The 16,848-nt window shown below is 64.8% G+C and carries 17 protein-coding genes; 13 read left to right on the top strand and 4 right to left on the bottom strand.

Annotated elements, in window-relative coordinates; all coding sequences use genetic code 11:
• Positions 1–31 precede the first annotated feature (31 nt).
• From ACOOE1_RS13775 to ACOOE1_RS13765, 3 genes are all read left to right on the top strand, one after another.
• Entirely contained in the window at positions 32–895 is an 864-nt protein-coding gene (locus ACOOE1_RS13775) for an isocitrate lyase/PEP mutase family protein (RefSeq protein ID WP_420402772.1), read from the top strand.
• A gap of 412 nt (positions 896–1,307) precedes the next feature.
• Complete coding sequence (locus tag ACOOE1_RS13770; protein ID WP_420402771.1) at positions 1,308–3,254, top strand: PAS domain-containing sensor histidine kinase; 1,947 nt, start codon at positions 1,308–1,310, stop codon at positions 3,252–3,254.
• Between the two features lie 133 nt (positions 3,255–3,387).
• On the top strand, positions 3,388–4,128 hold the full coding sequence (locus ACOOE1_RS13765) for a TVP38/TMEM64 family protein (protein WP_420402770.1): 741 nt from the start codon (positions 3,388–3,390) through the stop codon (positions 4,126–4,128).
• On the opposite strand, the gene ACOOE1_RS13760 is transcribed toward ACOOE1_RS13765, so the two are convergent.
• A complete protein-coding gene (locus ACOOE1_RS13760) occupies positions 4,125–4,376 on the bottom strand; it encodes an HNH endonuclease (protein ID WP_420402769.1) in 252 nt (83 codons plus the stop codon). The genes ACOOE1_RS13765 and ACOOE1_RS13760 overlap by 4 nt on opposite strands.
• A gap of 152 nt (positions 4,377–4,528) precedes the next feature.
• On the opposite strand from ACOOE1_RS13760, the gene ACOOE1_RS13755 reads away from it, so the two are divergent.
• Positions 4,529–5,506, top strand: coding sequence for a DUF2333 family protein (locus ACOOE1_RS13755; RefSeq protein ID WP_420402768.1), 978 nt, complete (start codon positions 4,529–4,531; stop codon positions 5,504–5,506).
• A 6-nt stretch (positions 5,507–5,512) separates the two neighbouring features.
• Here the strand turns inward: ACOOE1_RS13755 and phaR are convergent, their stop codons facing one another.
• Positions 5,513–6,202, bottom strand: coding sequence for a polyhydroxyalkanoate synthesis repressor PhaR (phaR, locus tag ACOOE1_RS13750; protein WP_420402767.1), 690 nt, complete (start codon positions 6,200–6,202; stop codon positions 5,513–5,515).
• 129 nt (positions 6,203–6,331) lie between these two features.
• On the opposite strand from phaR, the gene ACOOE1_RS13745 reads away from it, so the two are divergent.
• From ACOOE1_RS13745 to ACOOE1_RS13715, 7 genes are all read left to right on the top strand, one after another.
• Entirely contained in the window at positions 6,332–6,469 is a 138-nt protein-coding gene (locus ACOOE1_RS13745) for a hypothetical protein (protein WP_420402766.1), read from the top strand.
• Positions 6,453–6,929: a hypothetical protein gene (locus ACOOE1_RS13740; protein ID WP_420402765.1), complete on the top strand. Its 477-nt coding sequence runs from the start codon at positions 6,453–6,455 to the stop codon at positions 6,927–6,929. The genes ACOOE1_RS13745 and ACOOE1_RS13740 overlap by 17 nt, the downstream gene beginning before the upstream one ends.
• Positions 6,832–7,986, top strand: coding sequence for an alpha/beta fold hydrolase (locus ACOOE1_RS13735; protein WP_420402764.1), 1,155 nt, complete (start codon positions 6,832–6,834; stop codon positions 7,984–7,986). The genes ACOOE1_RS13740 and ACOOE1_RS13735 overlap by 98 nt, the downstream gene beginning before the upstream one ends.
• Complete coding sequence (locus tag ACOOE1_RS13730; RefSeq protein ID WP_420402763.1) at positions 7,983–9,104, top strand: alpha-hydroxy acid oxidase; 1,122 nt, start codon at positions 7,983–7,985, stop codon at positions 9,102–9,104. The genes ACOOE1_RS13735 and ACOOE1_RS13730 overlap by 4 nt, the downstream gene beginning before the upstream one ends.
• 132 nt (positions 9,105–9,236) lie before the next feature.
• The gene (locus tag ACOOE1_RS13725; protein WP_420402762.1) at positions 9,237–10,412 is read left to right on the top strand and encodes an acetyl-CoA C-acetyltransferase; all 1,176 of its coding nucleotides are present in this window, start codon (positions 9,237–9,239) and stop codon (positions 10,410–10,412) included.
• A 90-nt stretch (positions 10,413–10,502) separates the two neighbouring features.
• Positions 10,503–11,225 carry an acetoacetyl-CoA reductase gene (phbB, locus tag ACOOE1_RS13720; protein ID WP_420402761.1) on the top strand — a complete coding sequence of 241 codons (723 nt, stop codon included), beginning with the start codon at positions 10,503–10,505 and terminating at the stop codon, positions 11,223–11,225.
• Positions 11,226–11,284: 59 nt separating this feature from the next.
• Positions 11,285–11,686: a carboxymuconolactone decarboxylase family protein gene (locus tag ACOOE1_RS13715; RefSeq protein ID WP_420402760.1), complete on the top strand. Its 402-nt coding sequence runs from the start codon at positions 11,285–11,287 to the stop codon at positions 11,684–11,686.
• A 10-nt stretch (positions 11,687–11,696) separates the two neighbouring features.
• Here the strand turns inward: ACOOE1_RS13715 and ACOOE1_RS13710 are convergent, their stop codons facing one another.
• Complete coding sequence (locus tag ACOOE1_RS13710; protein ID WP_420402759.1) at positions 11,697–12,503, bottom strand: N-acyl homoserine lactonase family protein; 807 nt, start codon at positions 12,501–12,503, stop codon at positions 11,697–11,699.
• Between the two features lie 233 nt (positions 12,504–12,736).
• Between ACOOE1_RS13710 and ACOOE1_RS13705 the strand changes: the two genes are divergently transcribed.
• Complete coding sequence (locus tag ACOOE1_RS13705) at positions 12,737–14,749, top strand: methyl-accepting chemotaxis protein (protein WP_420402758.1); 2,013 nt, start codon at positions 12,737–12,739, stop codon at positions 14,747–14,749.
• 10 nt (positions 14,750–14,759) lie between these two features.
• Here the strand turns inward: ACOOE1_RS13705 and ACOOE1_RS13700 are convergent, their stop codons facing one another.
• Positions 14,760–15,935 carry an MFS transporter gene (locus ACOOE1_RS13700; RefSeq protein ID WP_420402757.1) on the bottom strand — a complete coding sequence of 392 codons (1,176 nt, stop codon included), beginning with the start codon at positions 15,933–15,935 and terminating at the stop codon, positions 14,760–14,762.
• Between the two features lie 36 nt (positions 15,936–15,971).
• Between ACOOE1_RS13700 and ACOOE1_RS13695 the strand changes: the two genes are divergently transcribed.
• The gene (locus tag ACOOE1_RS13695) at positions 15,972–16,823 is read left to right on the top strand and encodes an AraC family transcriptional regulator (RefSeq protein ID WP_420402756.1); all 852 of its coding nucleotides are present in this window, start codon (positions 15,972–15,974) and stop codon (positions 16,821–16,823) included.
• The last annotated feature ends 25 nt before the right edge of the window (positions 16,824–16,848 follow it).

Below are 16,848 nucleotides of genomic sequence, written 5' to 3'. Positions count from 1 at the left end.
AAGCGGAACGACACGACAAGGGGAGGATCGAATGGACTGGAAAGACCGCCGCCGGAAGTTCCGGCAGGTGATCGGGGGCACGCGCTGCATCCGCCCCGGCTCCGTGCATGATGCGCTTTCGGCGCGGATTGCCGAGGATCTCGGCTTCGAGGCCGGCATGCTCGGCGGCTCGGTCGCTTCGCTCGCCGTCCTGGGGGCGCCGGACGTCATGGTTCTGACCCTGAGCGAGCTTGCGGGCCTGGTTCTGCGCATAAATCGCGCAGGCAACCTGCCGCTGATGATCGATGCGGATCACGGTTTCGGCAATGCGCTCAATGTCCAGCGCACGGTCGAGGAACTGGAAACCGCGGGCGCGGCCGGACTCTCGATCGAGGACACCGACCTGCCGGAACCCTACGGCAGCCAGGGCAAGACCCGTCTCCTGTCGCTCGAGCAAGGCGTCGGCAAGATGCAGGCCGCGCTCGCCGGGCGCCAGGACCCCGATCTTGTGATCGCGGGACGGACCAGCGCGCCGTCGGTCACCGGACTTGAAGACGCGATTGCCCGGGCGAAGGCCTACGAGGAGGTCGGTGTCGATGCGATCTTCATGATCGGTCTGAACACCCGAGCGGATCTCGATGCCGTTTCCGCGGCGGTCAAGCTGCCGCTGATCATCGGCGGCGTGCCGGCGGAACTCGATGACTGGGACTATCTCTCGGAACGCCGGGTGCGCATCGCGCTGCAGGGGCACCAGCCGATCTCCGCCGCGATCGCCGCGGTGGAGCAGACCCTGCGGGCATTGCGTGACGGTGCCCATCCGTCCGAAATCGGCGGGCTCGCCGCACCGGATCTGATCCGGCGGGTGACCCGCGCGGACAGCTACGAGGAACTGGCGGATCGCACGCTCGGACGCTGAGCTGGTCCGCATCGGGTAACCGAAATGGCGAGAAAACGTGGCGATTCGCGGCCGGTATTCCACTCCGTCGGCGCGGAGGTGGATTATCTATGCGCGAAGGTCTCGCCGCAGGACCGGATCCGTGGACGGGTTGCAGGCGGCGACCGCATCCGCCGGGATGTCACCCCGGCTCCGGCGGATTTCGTCATTCGTACAGTTGGTTACGAATGCTTTGCGGATGTCGGTCCCGCAGGGTCCCGACAACGCTCTGCGGCAGCTTGAGGTAGGGGAGGAAAAAAGCCTGCCGGCCGGATTCCCTTTGCGCGGCGAATGAGGCAGTCTCTGACGCTCGGCTGAATTGACGACAGGGACCCAGAACCGCGCCATGGATAATCCGGCGGCCTATTCCGCTAATTCGCGCCAGGATGCGTACGTGGATGCAATCCCGTCGGAGCACCGCGGTCCTGATCTCGCCGTGCGTCGACGGACGCCCGGGTTCGAGGCGCTGCTGCAGGAACTGTCGATCGAGGGGCTGGATGCGCTCGACCCTGGCTATATGTCCCTGCTCCGCTCCGTGCTTGCCGGGGGCGAGCCACGCAGCAGGAACCTCCGTGCGACCGCGGGCGACACGGAGCGGTTCCTGCGCATCGACGCCTATCCCTGCTTCGCCGATGACGGCTCCGTGGCCGGCCTGGTCGTGGTCGCGGCGGACAATGCGCCGGCGGCACGGCGCGAGAACGCGATCCTCCGCAATCTCGAGCTCGAACGCTCGCGCTTCGACGACTATCCCGTCGGCACCACCGACGAGGACTGGACCGGCGCGCGCCGGGTGCTGGAGCGTCTGAACCGGGAAGGGCATACGGACATTCGCCAATATGTCCGCGAGCATCCGGAGATCCTGACCGATCTGGTGGCGGGCGCCCGGCTGGTCGATCTGAACGAAGCCACGGTGCGGACCTACAACGCGCCGGACAAGCGCGCCCTCATCGATCACTTCAACAAGCCCCCGGATCTCTCGAGCTACAATTCCGAAACGGGATACTCGGATATTTTCGTCTCGCTGCTTGCGCGTTTCTTCGCCGGCGAGACCAAGGTCGTGGTGGAAGGATGGGACCGGACCTTCGACGGCCAGAACATCTTCCTGCGCACGACGACGAGCATCATGCCGGGTTTCGAGCAGAGCTGGGGCTGGGTGCTGCAGACGGTCGAGGATATAACCGACCGCAAGCAGATCGAGGACCAGTTGCGCGAGGCGCAGGAGCGCTACGAACTCGCGGTCGAGGGCGCCCGCGACGGACTCTGGGACTGGAATTTCGGCGCCGGCGAGTTTTTCGCCTCGGCGCAGATGTGCCGCACGGTCGGATGGGGCGAGCATCCGCGCACAATGTCGCCGAGGGAATCGGTGAAGCACATTCATCCCGCTCACCGGACGGCTGTCCGCCGTGCCCTGATCCGACATCTGCGCTCCGGGGTGGATACCTTTTCCCTGGAGTACCGGACCCTTGACGGGGCAGAGGGTCCATCCTGGGTTTCCAACCATTGTCGCGTCGTCCGCAATGATGACGGCAAGGTGACCCGTATGGCGGGGTCGGTAACCGACGTGACCGCGCGCAAGCAGCATGAGGACGAGTTGCGCGCCGCCAAGGAACAGGCCGAAATCGCGAATCGGGCGAAGACCGAGTTCCTGGCGAACATGAGCCACGAGCTCAGAACACCGCTGAACGCGATCCTCGGGTTTTCCCAGACCATCGAGTCCGAGATGTTCGGGGCCCTGCCGAACGGGAAGTACAAGGAATATGCCGGCGACATTCACAGCAGCGCCCTGCACTTGCTCGAGGTGATCAACGACATCCTCGACATGTCGAAGATCGAGGCCAACGAGTTCGTCGTCTCCGACGATCTGTTCGATGCGACCGCGACGGTAGAGCGCTGCGTGCGCTTCATGAGCGAGCGGGCCGCCCGCAAGTCGATAGAAATCGCCGTCTCGATCAAGGCCGAGCGGATCGCGATCGAGGCGGACCAGCGGATGTTCCGGCAGATTCTCCTGAACCTGCTGTCGAACGCTGTGAAGTTCACGGACAACGGTGGCAAGATCTGGGTCGAAGGCGGCGAGATGGTCGACGGGTATCTGGAATTTCGTGTCGGCGATACCGGGATCGGCATGGCACCGGAAGACGTGGCGATCGCGCTGACCCCTTTCGGGCAGGTCGGCCGCGGCCGACTGGTCGCACAGGAAGGCTCCGGGCTCGGTCTTTCGATCGTCTCCCGGCTGATGGCGCTGCATGGCGGCGATCTGGCCATCCACAGCGAACCGGCAAAGGGCACGCTGGTGATTCTGCGCTTTCCCGGCGAGCGCTTAAGAGCCGACATTCAGGCCTGACCCGTGAGCCCGCTCCCGGCCCTGTCACGGTGCTGTGATTTCCTTTCATGTGCTTGTGGGTGCGGGATGCATTACCTCCAAGCTGACCCGATCAGCGGAGAAGGCGAGGTTGCAGGTGGCCGAGGGAACCAACGTGGGTAGTGGAATCGACGAGCAACGGGGCCGGAGCGGATGGCTGTCCCGGCTTGTCCCGGTGCTATGCCTGCTGCTCGCAACGGTGCTGTTCTTTGCCCTCGGACTGGACCGTTATGTCAGCCTTGAACTGTTGCGCGACAACCGCGACCTGCTGACCGGTTTCGTCTCGGACCATTATGTGCTTGCCGCGCTCGCCTTCGTCGCCATCTACGCCGTGGTGACGGGGCTGTCGGTTCCCGGTGCCGCAGTGCTGACCCTGAGCGGTGGCTTTCTCTTCGGCACCGTCGGCGGCACAGCTTACGCGGTCATCGGCGCGACGCTCGGTGCGACGGCGATCTTCCTCGCCGCCCGCACGGCCTTTGCCGATGCTCTTCGGGCCCGCGCGGGCAAGGCGATCGGCATGATGCGCGAGGGTTTCCGCAAGGATGCCTTCAACTATCTGCTGTTTCTCCGCCTCGTTCCGGCCTTTCCGTTCTTTCTGGTCAATCTGGTGCCCGCATTCCTTGGCGTATCGACCCGCACCTACATTCTTGCCACCGTGATCGGGATCGTCCCCGGCGGGTTCGTCTTCGCATCGGTGGGCGCCGGGCTCGGGAGCATTTTCGATCAGGAGGGCGAGATCGGCCTTGCCGACGTGATGACTCCGGAAATCATCCTGGCAATGGTCGGGCTTGGCGTCCTTGCGCTCGTGCCCGTGCTCGCCAAGCGCCTGCTCGGACGCAGAGGGGCGTGCGACTAGCGCCGGCGGCGCGGCCTCTTGTGCCAGTCATTGAAGTCGGGCGGCCGCCGCTTCACCCAGGCAATGAACCGTTCCATCTCGGGATGGGCGCGGATCCGGTCGGCGTCGAAATAGTGCCGCGCCAGCTCCGTTTCGCTGAAAAGCGCGTGGATCTTGCGGTGGCAGACCTGATGCATCCAGTCCCAGTCGCGGCCGCCTCGGGCACGCGGGATCCAGTGATGGCGGTCGACGGATATTCCTTCCAGCATGGGGCGGCGGCAAATCGGACACCGCGCCGGAAAGTCTTTGTCCGCCGGCACTTCCGGGACCGCTTCGGGGGTGCGGCGTTTCCTCAAATCGATTGCGCTCCGTTCCGATCCTTCCCATCTTTAGCGGGAAATCGAAGGAGCGGAAATCACCGATGGCACAGAAGCACGAACTCAACTGGGACGAGGACGCCCCGGCAGGGAGGTCTGTCGCACCGTGGATCGCGCGCGCCGGAGGATACGGCGTCATCCTGCTCGTCCTGGCCGTTGCCGGCTATTATCTCGTCGGCATGGCGCTGACGCACCGGATTTCCGACGATGTCGATCTGGCGCTGAGCGAGACGCCCCCGGGCGCCAGCCGTGCGGTGCAGGTGACGGCCGATCTGATCTGGCGCGAGACCGAGCAGAATTCCTGGACGGCCAACAACCCCTTCTTCCTGCCGGGCTACATGCTCGACAACATGCCGAACTTCCAGCAGGGCATCATCTCCGCACTTAGCCGTTTCGCAATCGAAATGTCCGATCAGCTCGGCCGGACCCGCGGCACGAGCGAGGTCGACAAGGATCTCGACAAGGCGGCCGGGCTGTTGAAATGGCCGGGCACGGTCTGGCACTTCGACCTCTCGACCTCCTGGGCGCCGACCACGCCGGCCGAGAAGCAGTATCTGGCGGCCCGCAAGGCGCTGCTCGCCTATAACGACCGCCTTGCCGCCGGTGACGCCGTGTTCGAGAAACGGGCGGACAACCTTCAGGCGACGCTGGAGCGGATGACGGCCGATATCGGCTCCGCGTCCGCGGTGATAGACCGCCATCTGATGCAGGCCGGCGGCTGGGGCGTTGATCGCAAGGTCGATGACATCTTCTACAACGTGAAGGGCCGGCTCTACGGTTATTTCATGCTGCTGCGCGAACTCGGCGTCGATTTCGACCGGGTGATCCGTGACCGGGAACTCAGCGCCGCCTGGAGCCAGATGCTGGATTCCATGCGCGCCGGAGCGCAGCTCGACCCGCTGGTGATCGTCAACGGCACGCCGGACGGCCTGTTCTTTCCGAGCCACCTTGCGGTGCAGGGCTTCTACCTGCTGCGCGCCCGCACCCAGCTTCGGGAAATCGTCAACATCCTGCAGAAATGACCGGACCTAGTTGTCCGTGTCCCGCGGCGGTTTCGCGGTTGCGGAACTGAGGGCCGAGAGCTGCTTCTGCAGCTGCATCACCTGTTCCTGAAGGGATTGCAGGGCATCGACCGCACCGTTGGCCGGCTCCTGTGAGGCGGGCGCGGGGCCGTCTTCGGGTGCGCCGTTGCCTTCGGCGTCCTGCGGCCGGTAGGGGTTGAAAAGCCGCATGGTCTGCTCAAGCATGGCCATGTTCTGCTTGCCCATCTCCTCGAAATGGGAAAACGGGAACATGCCGCCGAGCGCTTCCTGCATATAGTCGCGGGTCCGGTCCTGATCCTTGGAGAAGGCGGCCATCGCGAATTCCAGATAGCGCGGAACGACCATTTGCAGATTGTCGCCATAGAAGCTGATCAGTTGCCGCAGGAAGCTGATCGGCAACATGTTTTGCCCCTTGGCTTCCTCCTCGACGATGATCTGGGTGAGCACGGGACGGGTGATGTCTTCGCCGGTCTTGGCGTCATAGACCACGAAATCCTGACCGTCCTTCACCATCTGACAGAGATGATCGAGTGTCACGTAGCTGCTGGTCGCCGTGTTGTAGAGACGCCGGTTGGCGTATTTCTTGATCGTAATGACTCCGGAAGCGTCCCGAGCCGATCCCTGGGCTCCCGTTTCGGCGGTATTCTGGGCCGCCCGTTTGCGCTGAGTTGCCATGCCGGTTTCCCTTTTGCTTCCGCCCTGAGCACCGCGACTACAATTTCGCAGCGCAATGATTGACGATTTTGCATCGCACTACGGAAAAGCCTATTCGGAAAATCTTTCGTTGCAATGCGAAATATTGCGATGATCTTTCCGGCAATTGAAATTTTGCCGCGACGATTGCGGATTTCCGCGCAGGCGTTCAGGATTTGCGCGGCGCTGGACGCGCACATCAAGCTGGCGGACAATTGGCGGTTCGGGACGCATGCCGAAACAGATTGACTACGATGCGCTGGCCCGCAGCTTTCTTGACCTCTGGCAGGATCAGGCGAGCCGGCTGGCACGGGATCCCGAGATGCGCACCATGGCCGAGCAATGGACGGCGATGTTCATGCCGGTCGCCCACGGTGCCGCGTCGCGGACGGCCCCGGAGCGGCCGGAGGACGGTTTCTCGCCGGACTACCGGGCGGGCGGCGCCAGCCGCGCGCGGGGCGCAAGCGGGATGGGAGATGCAGGTGGCGACGACGGGAACCGCAGCAGACAGTCCGGGGCGGCTGGGTCCGCGGCCCCTGCCGCTGTACCTGACGACCGCGATGCTGAACTGGAGCGGCTCGCGGCTCGCGTCAGAGAGCTTGAGGAACGGCTTGCCGGCGTGGAATCCCGCGCTCGAGAGCGTGCAGCAGGATCTGGAACGGCAGCTGAAAGAAAACGGCGGGTCGACAGCCGCAAGAGACGCTCCTGACGAGAGGGACGCCTGGCACGACTTTGTCGCGGCGGTCGATCGAGCGATCCTGGAGCGCAGCCAGGACCTGCTCGACGCGATCCTGGTCTACCGCAAGCATCCCTATCGTCGCGAGACGGAACCGGCGCCCGTGGCCTGGCGCGCCGGGACCACATCGCTGCTCGATTATGGCACGCGCAACCTCGACGGTCCGCCGGTCCTGGTAATTCCGTCATTGATCAACCGGTTCTATATCCTCGACCTCAAATCCGACCGCTCGCTGCTTCGCGATCTCGAGGCAAGGGGCTATCGCCCGTTCGTCATCGATTGGGGGCGTCCCGGTGACGAGGAAGCGCGATTTCATCTGACGGACTATATCGCTGGCCGTCTGGAATCCTGCCTGGATGCGGTGCGCGCCATCACCGGGCAGCCGCCCCTCGTTCTCGGCTATTGCATGGGCGGCCTGCTTGCGCTCGCGCTGGCGGCCCGCCGTCAGCGCGACATGCGGGCCCTCGGCCTGCTGGCGACGCCATGGGATTTCGCCGCCGGGGCGCCGCCGGTCGCCGCCTTCCTGCCGCTCATCCGTCCGCTGCTGCTGCTGGCGTCCGACCAGGGCAGGGTGATCGGCACCGATCTGCTGCAGGCCCTGTTCCACATGCTCGACCCGATGCTGGTGATCAAGAAGTTCCTGCGCTTCCGCGAACTTGAGGCGGACGGCGCGGCGGCCGAAGATTTCGTCGCGCTCGAGGATTGGCTGAACGACGGTGTGCCGCTCGCGGGGCCGGTCGCAGCGGAAGCGCTGCTCGGCTGGTACGGTGAGAACCAGCCTGCCCGACTGCTCTGGAAGGTGGCCGGCCGGACCGTCGATCCAGGGCAGATCACCCTGCCGGCAAAAGTGATCATTCCGTCGCGCGACAGGATCGTCCCACCGCCATCGGCGGAACCCCTCGGTGGACTTTTACCGCATGCCGAAACTCTGCATGTGCCGCTTGGTCATGTGGGCATGATGGCAAGTACGAATGCAAAGAGGGCGGTCTGGGAACCGCTCGGCGCGTGGATGGAGGAGTACACAGTATGAGTATCGCGGTGTCCGGCATGAACGAGGCGGACAATACGGATCCGACGGAGCGGTTTCTGTGCCTGCACGAGATCGTCGCGGCGGCTGAGGACGCGCTGGATCCGAACATCTGGAACTATCTGCGCGGCGCGACCGAGACTGAGACCACCGCGAAGCGGAACCGCCAGGCGCTGGACAGCGTCGCCTTCCGGCCGCGGGTCCTGAACGATATGCGCGAGGTCTCCGTCGGCGGCCGGCTGCTGGGCAAGGACATGACCTTGCCGGTGTTGCTGGCGCCCGTGGGATCGCTCGAAAGCTTCGAGCCCGGCGGCGGCAGGACCGCGATGCGGGCCGCGGCCGGCTTCGGCAATGCCCTCATGCTGAGCAATGTCGGCACCATTCCGATCGAGGAGGTCGCCGCCGCCGCGGACGGGCTGCTGATCTCCGCCCTCTACAAGCGCGGCGACGACGGCTGGCTGGACGAGCAGGTACAGCGGGCGAAGGATGCCGGCTGTTTTGCGGTCTCGCTGACCGTCGACAGCGCCTATTACAGCCGCCGCGAGCGCGACATCGCCGCCCGCTTCGTGAAACCCTGGCGCGCCGGGGCCGGAGCGGACTGGCAGGCGGCGCTGAACTGGAAGGACGTGGAGCGCTTCAAGGAGCGCTACGACATTCCGTTGATCCTGAAGGGGATCGCCACGGCGGAAGATGCGGCCATGGCGGTCGAACGCGGCGTCGACGTCGTATATGTCTCGAACCATGGCGGGCGCCAGCTCGACCACGGGCGCGGGGCCCTCGACGTCCTGCCGGAGGTTGTCGACGCGGTCGCGGGCCGGGCCGAGATCGTCGTCGACGGCTCGATCCAGCGCGGAACCGATCTGGTGAAGGCGATCGCGCTCGGGGCCAATGCGGTCGGCATGGGACGCCTGTTCTGCTGCGGCCTGGCCGCGGCCGGCGAGGCCGGCGTGTTGCGTATGCTCTCGCTGCTCCGCGACGAGGTAAAGACGGCGGTCGCCCTGCTCGGCGCGACTTCCCTTTCGGAAGTCGGCCCGCGCCATGTCCGTCAGGCCGCGCCGGTGACGGACCCGGGAGTCTTCAGCGCCTTTCCGCTGCTTTATCGAGAGACCTCGCAATTTTGATCTGGAACAAAGCAGCGGTCGTGAATTGCCTGTAAGAGGCTATTGTGTGACGGTGCTTCGAACGGGCCGCCGCCAGGCGGCGGTCTTTCCTGTTGGCAAGGAGCGCCCAGGTCGGCGCGAGGGAGAGAGACTATGACCGAAGTGGTGATTGCCGGGGCCGCACGGACCCCGATCGGGGCGTTCGGCGGCGGCCTGAGTCCGCTTTCCGGAGCCGATCTCGGTGTGATCGCGATCAAGGAGGCCTTGAGCCGCGCCAAGGTCGAGGCCGAAGAGGTTGACGAGGCCATTCTCGGGCAGGTGCTGACCGCGGCGGCGGGCATGAACCCGGCGCGTCAGGCGGCGATCGGTGCCGGCATTCCGAAGGAGCGCACCGCGCTCACCATCAACCAGGTCTGCGGCTCCGGACTGCGCGCCGTCGCGCTCGGCGACCAGGCGATCCGCGCCGGCGACAGCGGGATCGTCGTCTGCGGCGGGCAGGAGAGCATGAGCAACGCACCGCATGCCCAGAGCCTGCGCAACGGTTACAAGATGGGCGACGTGCAGCTGATCGACACCATGATCAAGGACGGGCTCTGGGATCACTTCAACGGCTATCACATGGGCAACACGGCGGAGAATGTCGCGGCCCAGTGGCAGATCACCCGCGAGGAGCAGGACGCATTCGCCCAGGCCTCCCAGGCCAAGGCCGAGGCGGCGCAGAAAGCCGGCAAGTTCAAGGATGAGATCGTTCCCGTAACGATCACCTCCCGCAAGGGCGAGACGGTTGTCGATACCGACGAGCATCCGCGTCACGGCACCACCATCGAGGCGCTGGGCAAGCTGCGCCCGGCTTTCACGAAGGAAGGGACCGTCACCGCGGGCAATGCGTCCGGAATCAATGACGGCGCGGCGATCACCGTGCTGATGAGCGCTGCCGAGGCGGACAAGCGCGGAATCACGCCACTTGCGCGGATCGTCTCCTTCGCCACCCGCGGCGTCGATCCCTCGATCATGGGCAGCGGACCGATTCCGGCCAGCCGTGCCGCGCTGGAGAAAGCGGGCTGGTCCGCCGACGACCTCGATCTGGTCGAGGCGAACGAAGCCTTTGCCGCACAGGCCTGCGCCGTGAACAAGGATCTCGGCTGGGACCCGGCAAAGGTGAACGTCAATGGCGGCGCGATCGCTCTCGGGCACCCGATCGGGGCGTCCGGCGCGCGCGTGCTGATCACCCTGCTGCATGAAATGCAGAAGCGGGATGCGAAGAAGGGTCTCGCGACTCTCTGCATCGGCGGCGGCATGGGCGTCGCGCTCTGCGTCGCCCGCGACTGATACAGAACCGACAGAACCGGAGACGGAACCGGAGGGGCCGGTTCCGCAAGCTCCCGGTCTGAATTCGATCAACGGAAATCGGAGGGAACAATGGGACGTGTCGCAATCGTAACGGGCGGGACCCGGGGCATAGGCGAGGCGATCAGCCTTGGCCTCAAGGAAGCGGGCTGCACCGTGGCGGCGAATTACGCCGGCAACGAGGAACGGGCGAAGGCCTTCACCGAGCGCACCGGCATCAAGAGCTACAAGTGGGACGTCTCGGACTTCGAGGCCTGCGCCGCCGGCGTGAAGCAGGTGGAAGCTGATCTCGGCCCCGTCGATATTGTCGTGAACAATGCGGGCATCACCCGCGACGGCACGATCCACAAGATGGATCACAAGATGTGGCAGGAGGTCATCGACACCAATCTCGGCGGCTGCTTCAATATGTGTCGCAACGTCATCGAGGGCATGCGGGAGCGGAAGTTCGGGCGCATCGTCAATATCGGTTCGATCAACGGCCAGGCCGGGCAGTACGGCCAGGTGAACTATGCCGCCGCCAAGTCCGGCATCCATGGCTTCACCAAGGCGCTCGCCCAGGAAGGTGCGCGTTACAACATCACCGTGAACGCCATCGCGCCGGGTTATATCGATACCGACATGGTCGCGGCGGTGCCGGCCAACGTGCTGGAGAAGATCGTCGCGCGGGTGCCGGTCGGCCGGCTCGGCCATGCCGACGAGATCGCCCGCGGTGTGGTCTTCCTCTGCGCCGACGATGCGGGCTTCGTCACCGGCTCGACCATGTCGATCAATGGCGGTCAGCACATGTACTGACCGGGCCGGCGGGCCGCATCCCGGCCCGCCGTCTTTCCCGAGTCCAGGAGGGGCAACAGATGAGCGCAACGGTCAAGCCGGTGGCGTACGAGGATGCATGCGAGAAGGTCCGCGCGGTCTATGACGACATCATGTCGAGCCGGAACATCGATTTCATTCCCAATGTCTGGCGCACGCTGGCGAGCCATCCGCCGACCCTCGAACGGGTCTGGTACGGCCTGAAGCAGGTCATGGCGCCGGGTGCCCTCGACGCCCGGACGAAGGAGATGATCGCGGTCGCGGTCTCGGCGACCAACGGCTGCGAGTACTGCACCCGCTCCCACACTCGCCAGGCCCGCGGCCACGGCATGACCGAGGAAATGTACGGCGAGCTGATGGCCGTGATCGGAATGTTCAACCAGACCAACAAGCTGATCGAGGGCTACCAGGTCGAGGTCGACGATTTCCTGAGGGAAATCTGAGGGCGCGTCCTCACCCGGTCTTCGGCATCACGTCCAGCCGCACCACCGCGCCTTCCAGCTCCGGAGAAGGCGCCGGATAGTAATCCATCACCAGCGGATCGTGGCCCGGCACGATATGGTCCGGGCTGTCCGCCAGCAGTTCGATGGTATTGAAGCCGTTCATCATCGCGCCGAGGTCGTAGCAGATCACGAAGGGCTTGCGTTCGCGGATGTTCTCGTAGAAATGCGCGCAGTCCGAAGCCAGCACGACCCAGCCGCGCTCCGTCCAGACGCGCACGCACATTAACCCCGCCGAGTGCCCGCCGATCTTGTGGATGCTGACGCCCGGCGCCAGCTCCGCATCGCCGTCATGGAACTTCGCCTGCCCGCCATAGACCTTGCGCACCATGGCGACCACGTCCTCGACCTCGAACGGGCGCTGGATCGCCTCGAAGCACATGCAGCGCCCGGTGGCGAAGGCCATCTCGGAATCCTGGATATGGAAGGTCGCATTCGGAAACTCGCCGATGCCGCCGGCATGGTCGTAATGCATGTGTGTCAGGATCACGTCCTCGACCTTTGCGGCATCGATCCCCACCAGGGCCAGGGCTTCGGTCGTCGAGCGCAGCAGCGGGGCGCCGCGTTTCAGGGACGCGACCTCGCCGAAGCCGGTATCCACGACAAAGGTCCTGTTTTCATTGCGGATCACCCAGACGAAATAGTCGAGTGGCATCGGGACGTCATGCGCGTCCGCAAAGACAAAATTCTCGGCCCGCATGCGCGTCGCGTTGTGCGCATACCGTATGGCGAAAACTTCATAGACTTCTTTACCACTCATTTACGTCGCTCCCCTATGCTTCGTTGCCAGTCCGGATTGTTTTCTGCGGCAGATTACGTCGTAGCATTGCATGTCGAGAGAAAATATGGGAAAAATCCAGATAATAATGGAAAATCAGTGATTTAGAATATTTTTCGACAAATTTTCTGAACCTGAACGAAGCCATGGACGCTATCTCTCAAACGAGGCTCGCGATACCGGCACAAAGACCATCCACGGAGGAGACGGGGACGATGTTCTCCAAGTTCAACGATATGAAGTTCGGCACGAAACTGCTGATGGGGATCGGCGGTATCCTGCTGCTGCTGGTCCTGAACAGCCTGGCCTCGCTATTCGGTTTCTGGGAAGCCGGCCAGGCGCTGTCGCGCTATCAGCTTCTCACCGGACAGGCCGGCCAGCTGACCAACGCGCGTGCCGAGCTGCTGCTGGCAGACGGCAGCGTGAAGCAGTTCGTGATCGACGGCCGCCAGGAATCCGCCGACAACGCACTCAGCAAGATTTCCGCCGTCCGACGCGAGCTCCGGGTGGCGGAAAACAGCGCGCAGACGGACCGGCGGCGCGAACGGATCTCGAACATTCAATCCGGGCTCTCGGGATATCGCGCCGCGTTCGATGCCGTTGTCGAAAACCGGCAGAAGCGTGACGTCGCCATCGGCGAGGTGAACCGGCTCGGGGCGGACCTGGAGACGCAGCTTTCCCAGATCATGGCCGACGCGAACGAGGCCTACGACGCAGAGGCCGCCTACAAGGCCGGACTCGTGCTGCGCAGCCTGCTGATCCAGCGCGCCGATCTGAACCGATACCTGCTCGACAACGACGCCGAGACCTTCAAGCTGGTCGAGGCGGAAATGGAACCGCTCGCCGTCGCGCTCGAGGATCTGATCGGCAACCTGCAGTTTGGTCAGGATGAGGCCCTGATCCAGGAACTGAAGGACCGGGTGGCGGCCTATCAGACCGGTTTGATCACGGTCCGAGACCTGTTCGTGTCGCTCAACACCGTTCTGGACGAGCAACTCAAGCCGTCCGGAGAGCGGATCCTCGCCGCCGCATCAGAAGCGAATGCGGCCATCCGCAACGAGCAGGACCTGCTCGGCACCGCGGCTCTGGAGGGCATCAAGAACACGGGGATCCTGACCGTTGCGGTGACCTTGATCTGTGTTTTTCTCGGACTGGCGGCCGCATTCCTGATCGCACGGGGAATTTCACGTCCCGTCAAAGCGCTGACCGAGGTCATGGCCCGGCTCGCAGAAGGCGATTCGAGCACGGACGTGCCGATGACCGAGCGGGCCGACGAGATGGGCGAAATGGCCAAAGCGGTCATGGTTTTCCGCGAGGGCATGCTGAAGAACGAGGAACTCCAGCGGGAGACCGAGAAGGAGCAGGAGCGGCGCGAGCAGCGCACCCGCAAGATCGAGGAGCTGACCCGGAAATTCGACAGCTCCGCCTCCGAGACGCTGAAATCGGTTTCGGAAGCGGCAGTAACCCTGCGCGGCTCCGCCAACAGCCTGACCGCGACGGCGGACCGTTCGAGCAACATGGCCGGGATGGCGTCCTCCGCTTCGGACCAGGCAACCGAGAACGTCCAGACGGTCGCCAGCGCGGCGGAAGAACTCTCTGCCTCGATCACGGAGATCTCGCAGCAGGTCTCCCGCTCCACCCAGGCGGCCGACCGGGCGGTTGCGGATGCCGAGGACAGCAGGCAATTGGTCGGCCGGCTGGTGGAAAGTTCCGCCAAGATCGGCGAGGTGGTGAAGCTGATCACGGATATCGCCGAACAGACCAATCTGCTGGCGCTGAACGCGACCATCGAGGCGGCCCGCGCCGGGGAGGCCGGCAAGGGCTTCGCGGTTGTTGCATCCGAGGTGAAGAACCTCGCGAACCAGACCGCGCAGGCGACCGAGGAGATTTCGAGCCAGGTGCAGACCATTCAGGACGACACCCAGCAGACCGTATCTTCGATCCAGCACATCGCCGAACTGATCGAGGATATCAACAAGATCTCCGCCGGTGTGGCGGCGGCGGTCGAGGAACAGAGTGCGGCAACCCAGGAGATCGCCCGGAACGTCAGCGATGCCGCAGCCAGCACCGGCTCCGCGAACGAGAATATCAGCGGAGTCAGCGAGGCCACGCGGGAGACCACGGCGATCTCCGGCGAGGTGCTGAGCGCATCGGAGCTGGTGGCGGCCAAGTCCGGCGATCTCGACAAGGTCGTGCAGCAGTTCCTCGCCGATATGCGGAAAGTCTAGGCCTGTACGGCTACTCCGCCGCCGCGACCGCGGCGGGGCGTTTTCCCGGCAGCAGTGTGACGGTGGCGGTGATCACCGCCGCCGCCACGGCGCCGGCCAGGAACATCGCCGGAAAGCCGCCGCCTTCGTCGTAGAGCCAGGAGAGACCGGGCACCACGGCGGCCGAAACGGTGAAGGTCAGCACGTATTTCACGGCATAGACCTGTCCGCGCCAACGGTCTGGCGTATAGCGGGCGACCAGCGTGTCGTTGATCGGGATCTGGCCGAAGACCAGCACCATCACTGCCGCGGAGGCGGCCACCATGGCCCAGCCGTCGAGATTGATGGCGATGAACAGAGCGGCTGCCTGACCCGCGGTGACCGCGAGAAAGATCGGTTTGATCGCGTGACGGTCGATCGCCCGCCCGACCACGATCTGCGAGAAGGCCGCGGCCGCGTAGACCGCACTCGCGATAGCGCCGATCTCGGTCGCGGAGAGAGCGAAGTTGGCCAGCCGGTCGTCGAGCACCTTCGGCAGGGCGACGGTCATTGCATTGAAGATGAAGCCGCCGATCGCCGCCGAAATGCCGATCACCAGCAGAACGCGCTGCCAGCCGAGTGCGGGCGGACCGTGGTCGGCGGTCTTTGTCGCCGCGTTTTCCTCGACGGGCACCGACCTGAGCCGCATCCAGGAGAGACCGGCGAGGATCGAGAGCGTGCCGAGCAGGAAGAAGGCGGTGCGCCAGCCGGCGAAATCGGCAAAGGCACCGATGGCGAGCGCGGACGCGGCCACGCCCATATTGCCCCAGACCCCGTTGACCCCGAGCCGGCGACCGACATTGCCGCCGCCCTTGGCGACCATGGCGATGCCGACCGGATGGTAGATCGCGGCGAACACGCCGAGCAGCGTGAGGGCCGCGGCGAGATGCCAGAAGGACGTCGCCAGCCCGGCGAGGATGCCGGCGCCGCCGATACCTAGGAAGAAGATCGTCATCATCCGTTCCCGCCCCCATCGGTCGCCGAGCCAGCCCGCCGGCAGCGAGCAGGCGCCGAAGGCGATGAAGCTGCCGGTCGCAAGCACCAGAACGGAACCGTAGCTGTCGCCGATATCGGTGGCGGCGAGCGCGGCCACGGCTGGAAAGAGCAGCATGAACAGATGATCGAGCGCATGCCCGAGATTGAGCAGCAGCAAGCGGCGGGGATCCATCGGTAACCTCCCAAATATCGTTGGTTGAAGCATGGCATGCAGCGTAAGGTCTGTCTCGCGATGGAAAGTCAAAAATCATCGAGTAACGGACAATCTTCGCCGATCCGGGCGGCGCTCGACGCGCTCCCGCCGGAGGCACCGCAGATTCTGGCGTTCGGAACCTTCTTCGCCGAGGGACACGACACCGGTCTGCATCACCATGACAGGGCTCAGTTCGTCCATGCGGAGAGCGGCCTGCTCCGGGTCTGGAGCGCCGAAGGCAACTGGTCCGTGCCTCCCGGCATGGCGGTCTGGGTGCCTGCCGGGGTGCCGCACCGGGTGCATGCGATCAGTGACGCCAATTTTCTCTCGCTCTACATCCGCGCCCCGCGCGACGGCGAGCCCGACATTGCCATTCCGGACCGATGCGCCGTCGTTTCCATCACGCCGCTTCTGAAGCAACTCATCATCCGGTTGAGAGACCGGTTGGGGAGAAGCGGCCCGGACCGGTACCGGCGTCTCGCGTCGGTGATTGCCGACGAATTGGGCGATCTGGCACCGGCGGACCTTCACCTGCCTGTTCCGTTCGACCGGCGCGCGGCGCGCGTGGCGGTCGCTTTGATCGCGGATCCATCCGATGCACGGGAGCTTTCCGACTGGGCGCGGGAGGCCGGCGCGAGCGGGCGGACCCTGACCCGGATATTCATGCGCGAGACCGGTCTTTCCTTTTCCGAATGGCGCCAGCGGTGCCGGCTGATCGGGGCGCTGGAACGGCTTTCCGCGGGGCGGTCGATCACCGATGTCGCATTTTCGTGCGGTTACCGCAGTCCGAGTGCCTTCTCGGCGGCGTTCTCCAAAGCATTTGGAACGGCTCCGAGGCATTTCCTGCGCTCTGCGCGCGACGTCTGAGGAAGACTCCCAAAGCACCCTGGCG

Origin of the sequence: Nisaea sp., assembly GCF_965216895.1 — a bacterium.
Lineage (GTDB): Bacteria > Pseudomonadota > Alphaproteobacteria > Thalassobaculales > Thalassobaculaceae > Nisaea.
Note: the sequence above shows the minus strand (reverse complement) of the source record. Positions and strands in the feature narration are given on the sequence as shown.

Excerpts from the sequence above, each read along its gene's own strand:
- ACOOE1_RS13775 (WP_420402772.1), top strand. The coding sequence starts at position 32 with ATGGACTGGAAAGACCGCCGCCGGAAGTTCCGGCAGGTGATCGGGGGC.
- ACOOE1_RS13760 (WP_420402769.1), bottom strand. The coding sequence starts at position 4,376 with ATGCTGGAAGGAATATCCGTCGACCGCCATCACTGGATCCCGCGTGCC.
- ACOOE1_RS13755 (WP_420402768.1), top strand. The coding sequence starts at position 4,529 with ATGGCACAGAAGCACGAACTCAACTGGGACGAGGACGCCCCGGCAGGG.
- phaR (WP_420402767.1), bottom strand. The coding sequence starts at position 6,202 with ATGGCAACTCAGCGCAAACGGGCGGCCCAGAATACCGCCGAAACGGGA.
- ACOOE1_RS13745 (WP_420402766.1), top strand. The coding sequence starts at position 6,332 with ATGATCTTTCCGGCAATTGAAATTTTGCCGCGACGATTGCGGATTTCC.
- ACOOE1_RS13740 (WP_420402765.1), top strand. The coding sequence starts at position 6,453 with ATGCCGAAACAGATTGACTACGATGCGCTGGCCCGCAGCTTTCTTGAC.
- ACOOE1_RS13730 (WP_420402763.1), top strand. The coding sequence starts at position 7,983 with ATGAGTATCGCGGTGTCCGGCATGAACGAGGCGGACAATACGGATCCG.
- ACOOE1_RS13725 (WP_420402762.1), top strand. The coding sequence starts at position 9,237 with ATGACCGAAGTGGTGATTGCCGGGGCCGCACGGACCCCGATCGGGGCG.
- phbB (WP_420402761.1), top strand. The coding sequence starts at position 10,503 with ATGGGACGTGTCGCAATCGTAACGGGCGGGACCCGGGGCATAGGCGAG.
- ACOOE1_RS13715 (WP_420402760.1), top strand. The coding sequence starts at position 11,285 with ATGAGCGCAACGGTCAAGCCGGTGGCGTACGAGGATGCATGCGAGAAG.
- ACOOE1_RS13710 (WP_420402759.1), bottom strand. The coding sequence starts at position 12,503 with ATGAGTGGTAAAGAAGTCTATGAAGTTTTCGCCATACGGTATGCGCAC.
- ACOOE1_RS13705 (WP_420402758.1), top strand. The coding sequence starts at position 12,737 with ATGTTCTCCAAGTTCAACGATATGAAGTTCGGCACGAAACTGCTGATG.
- ACOOE1_RS13700 (WP_420402757.1), bottom strand. The coding sequence starts at position 15,935 with ATGGATCCCCGCCGCTTGCTGCTGCTCAATCTCGGGCATGCGCTCGAT.
- ACOOE1_RS13695 (WP_420402756.1), top strand. The coding sequence starts at position 15,972 with ATGCAGCGTAAGGTCTGTCTCGCGATGGAAAGTCAAAAATCATCGAGT.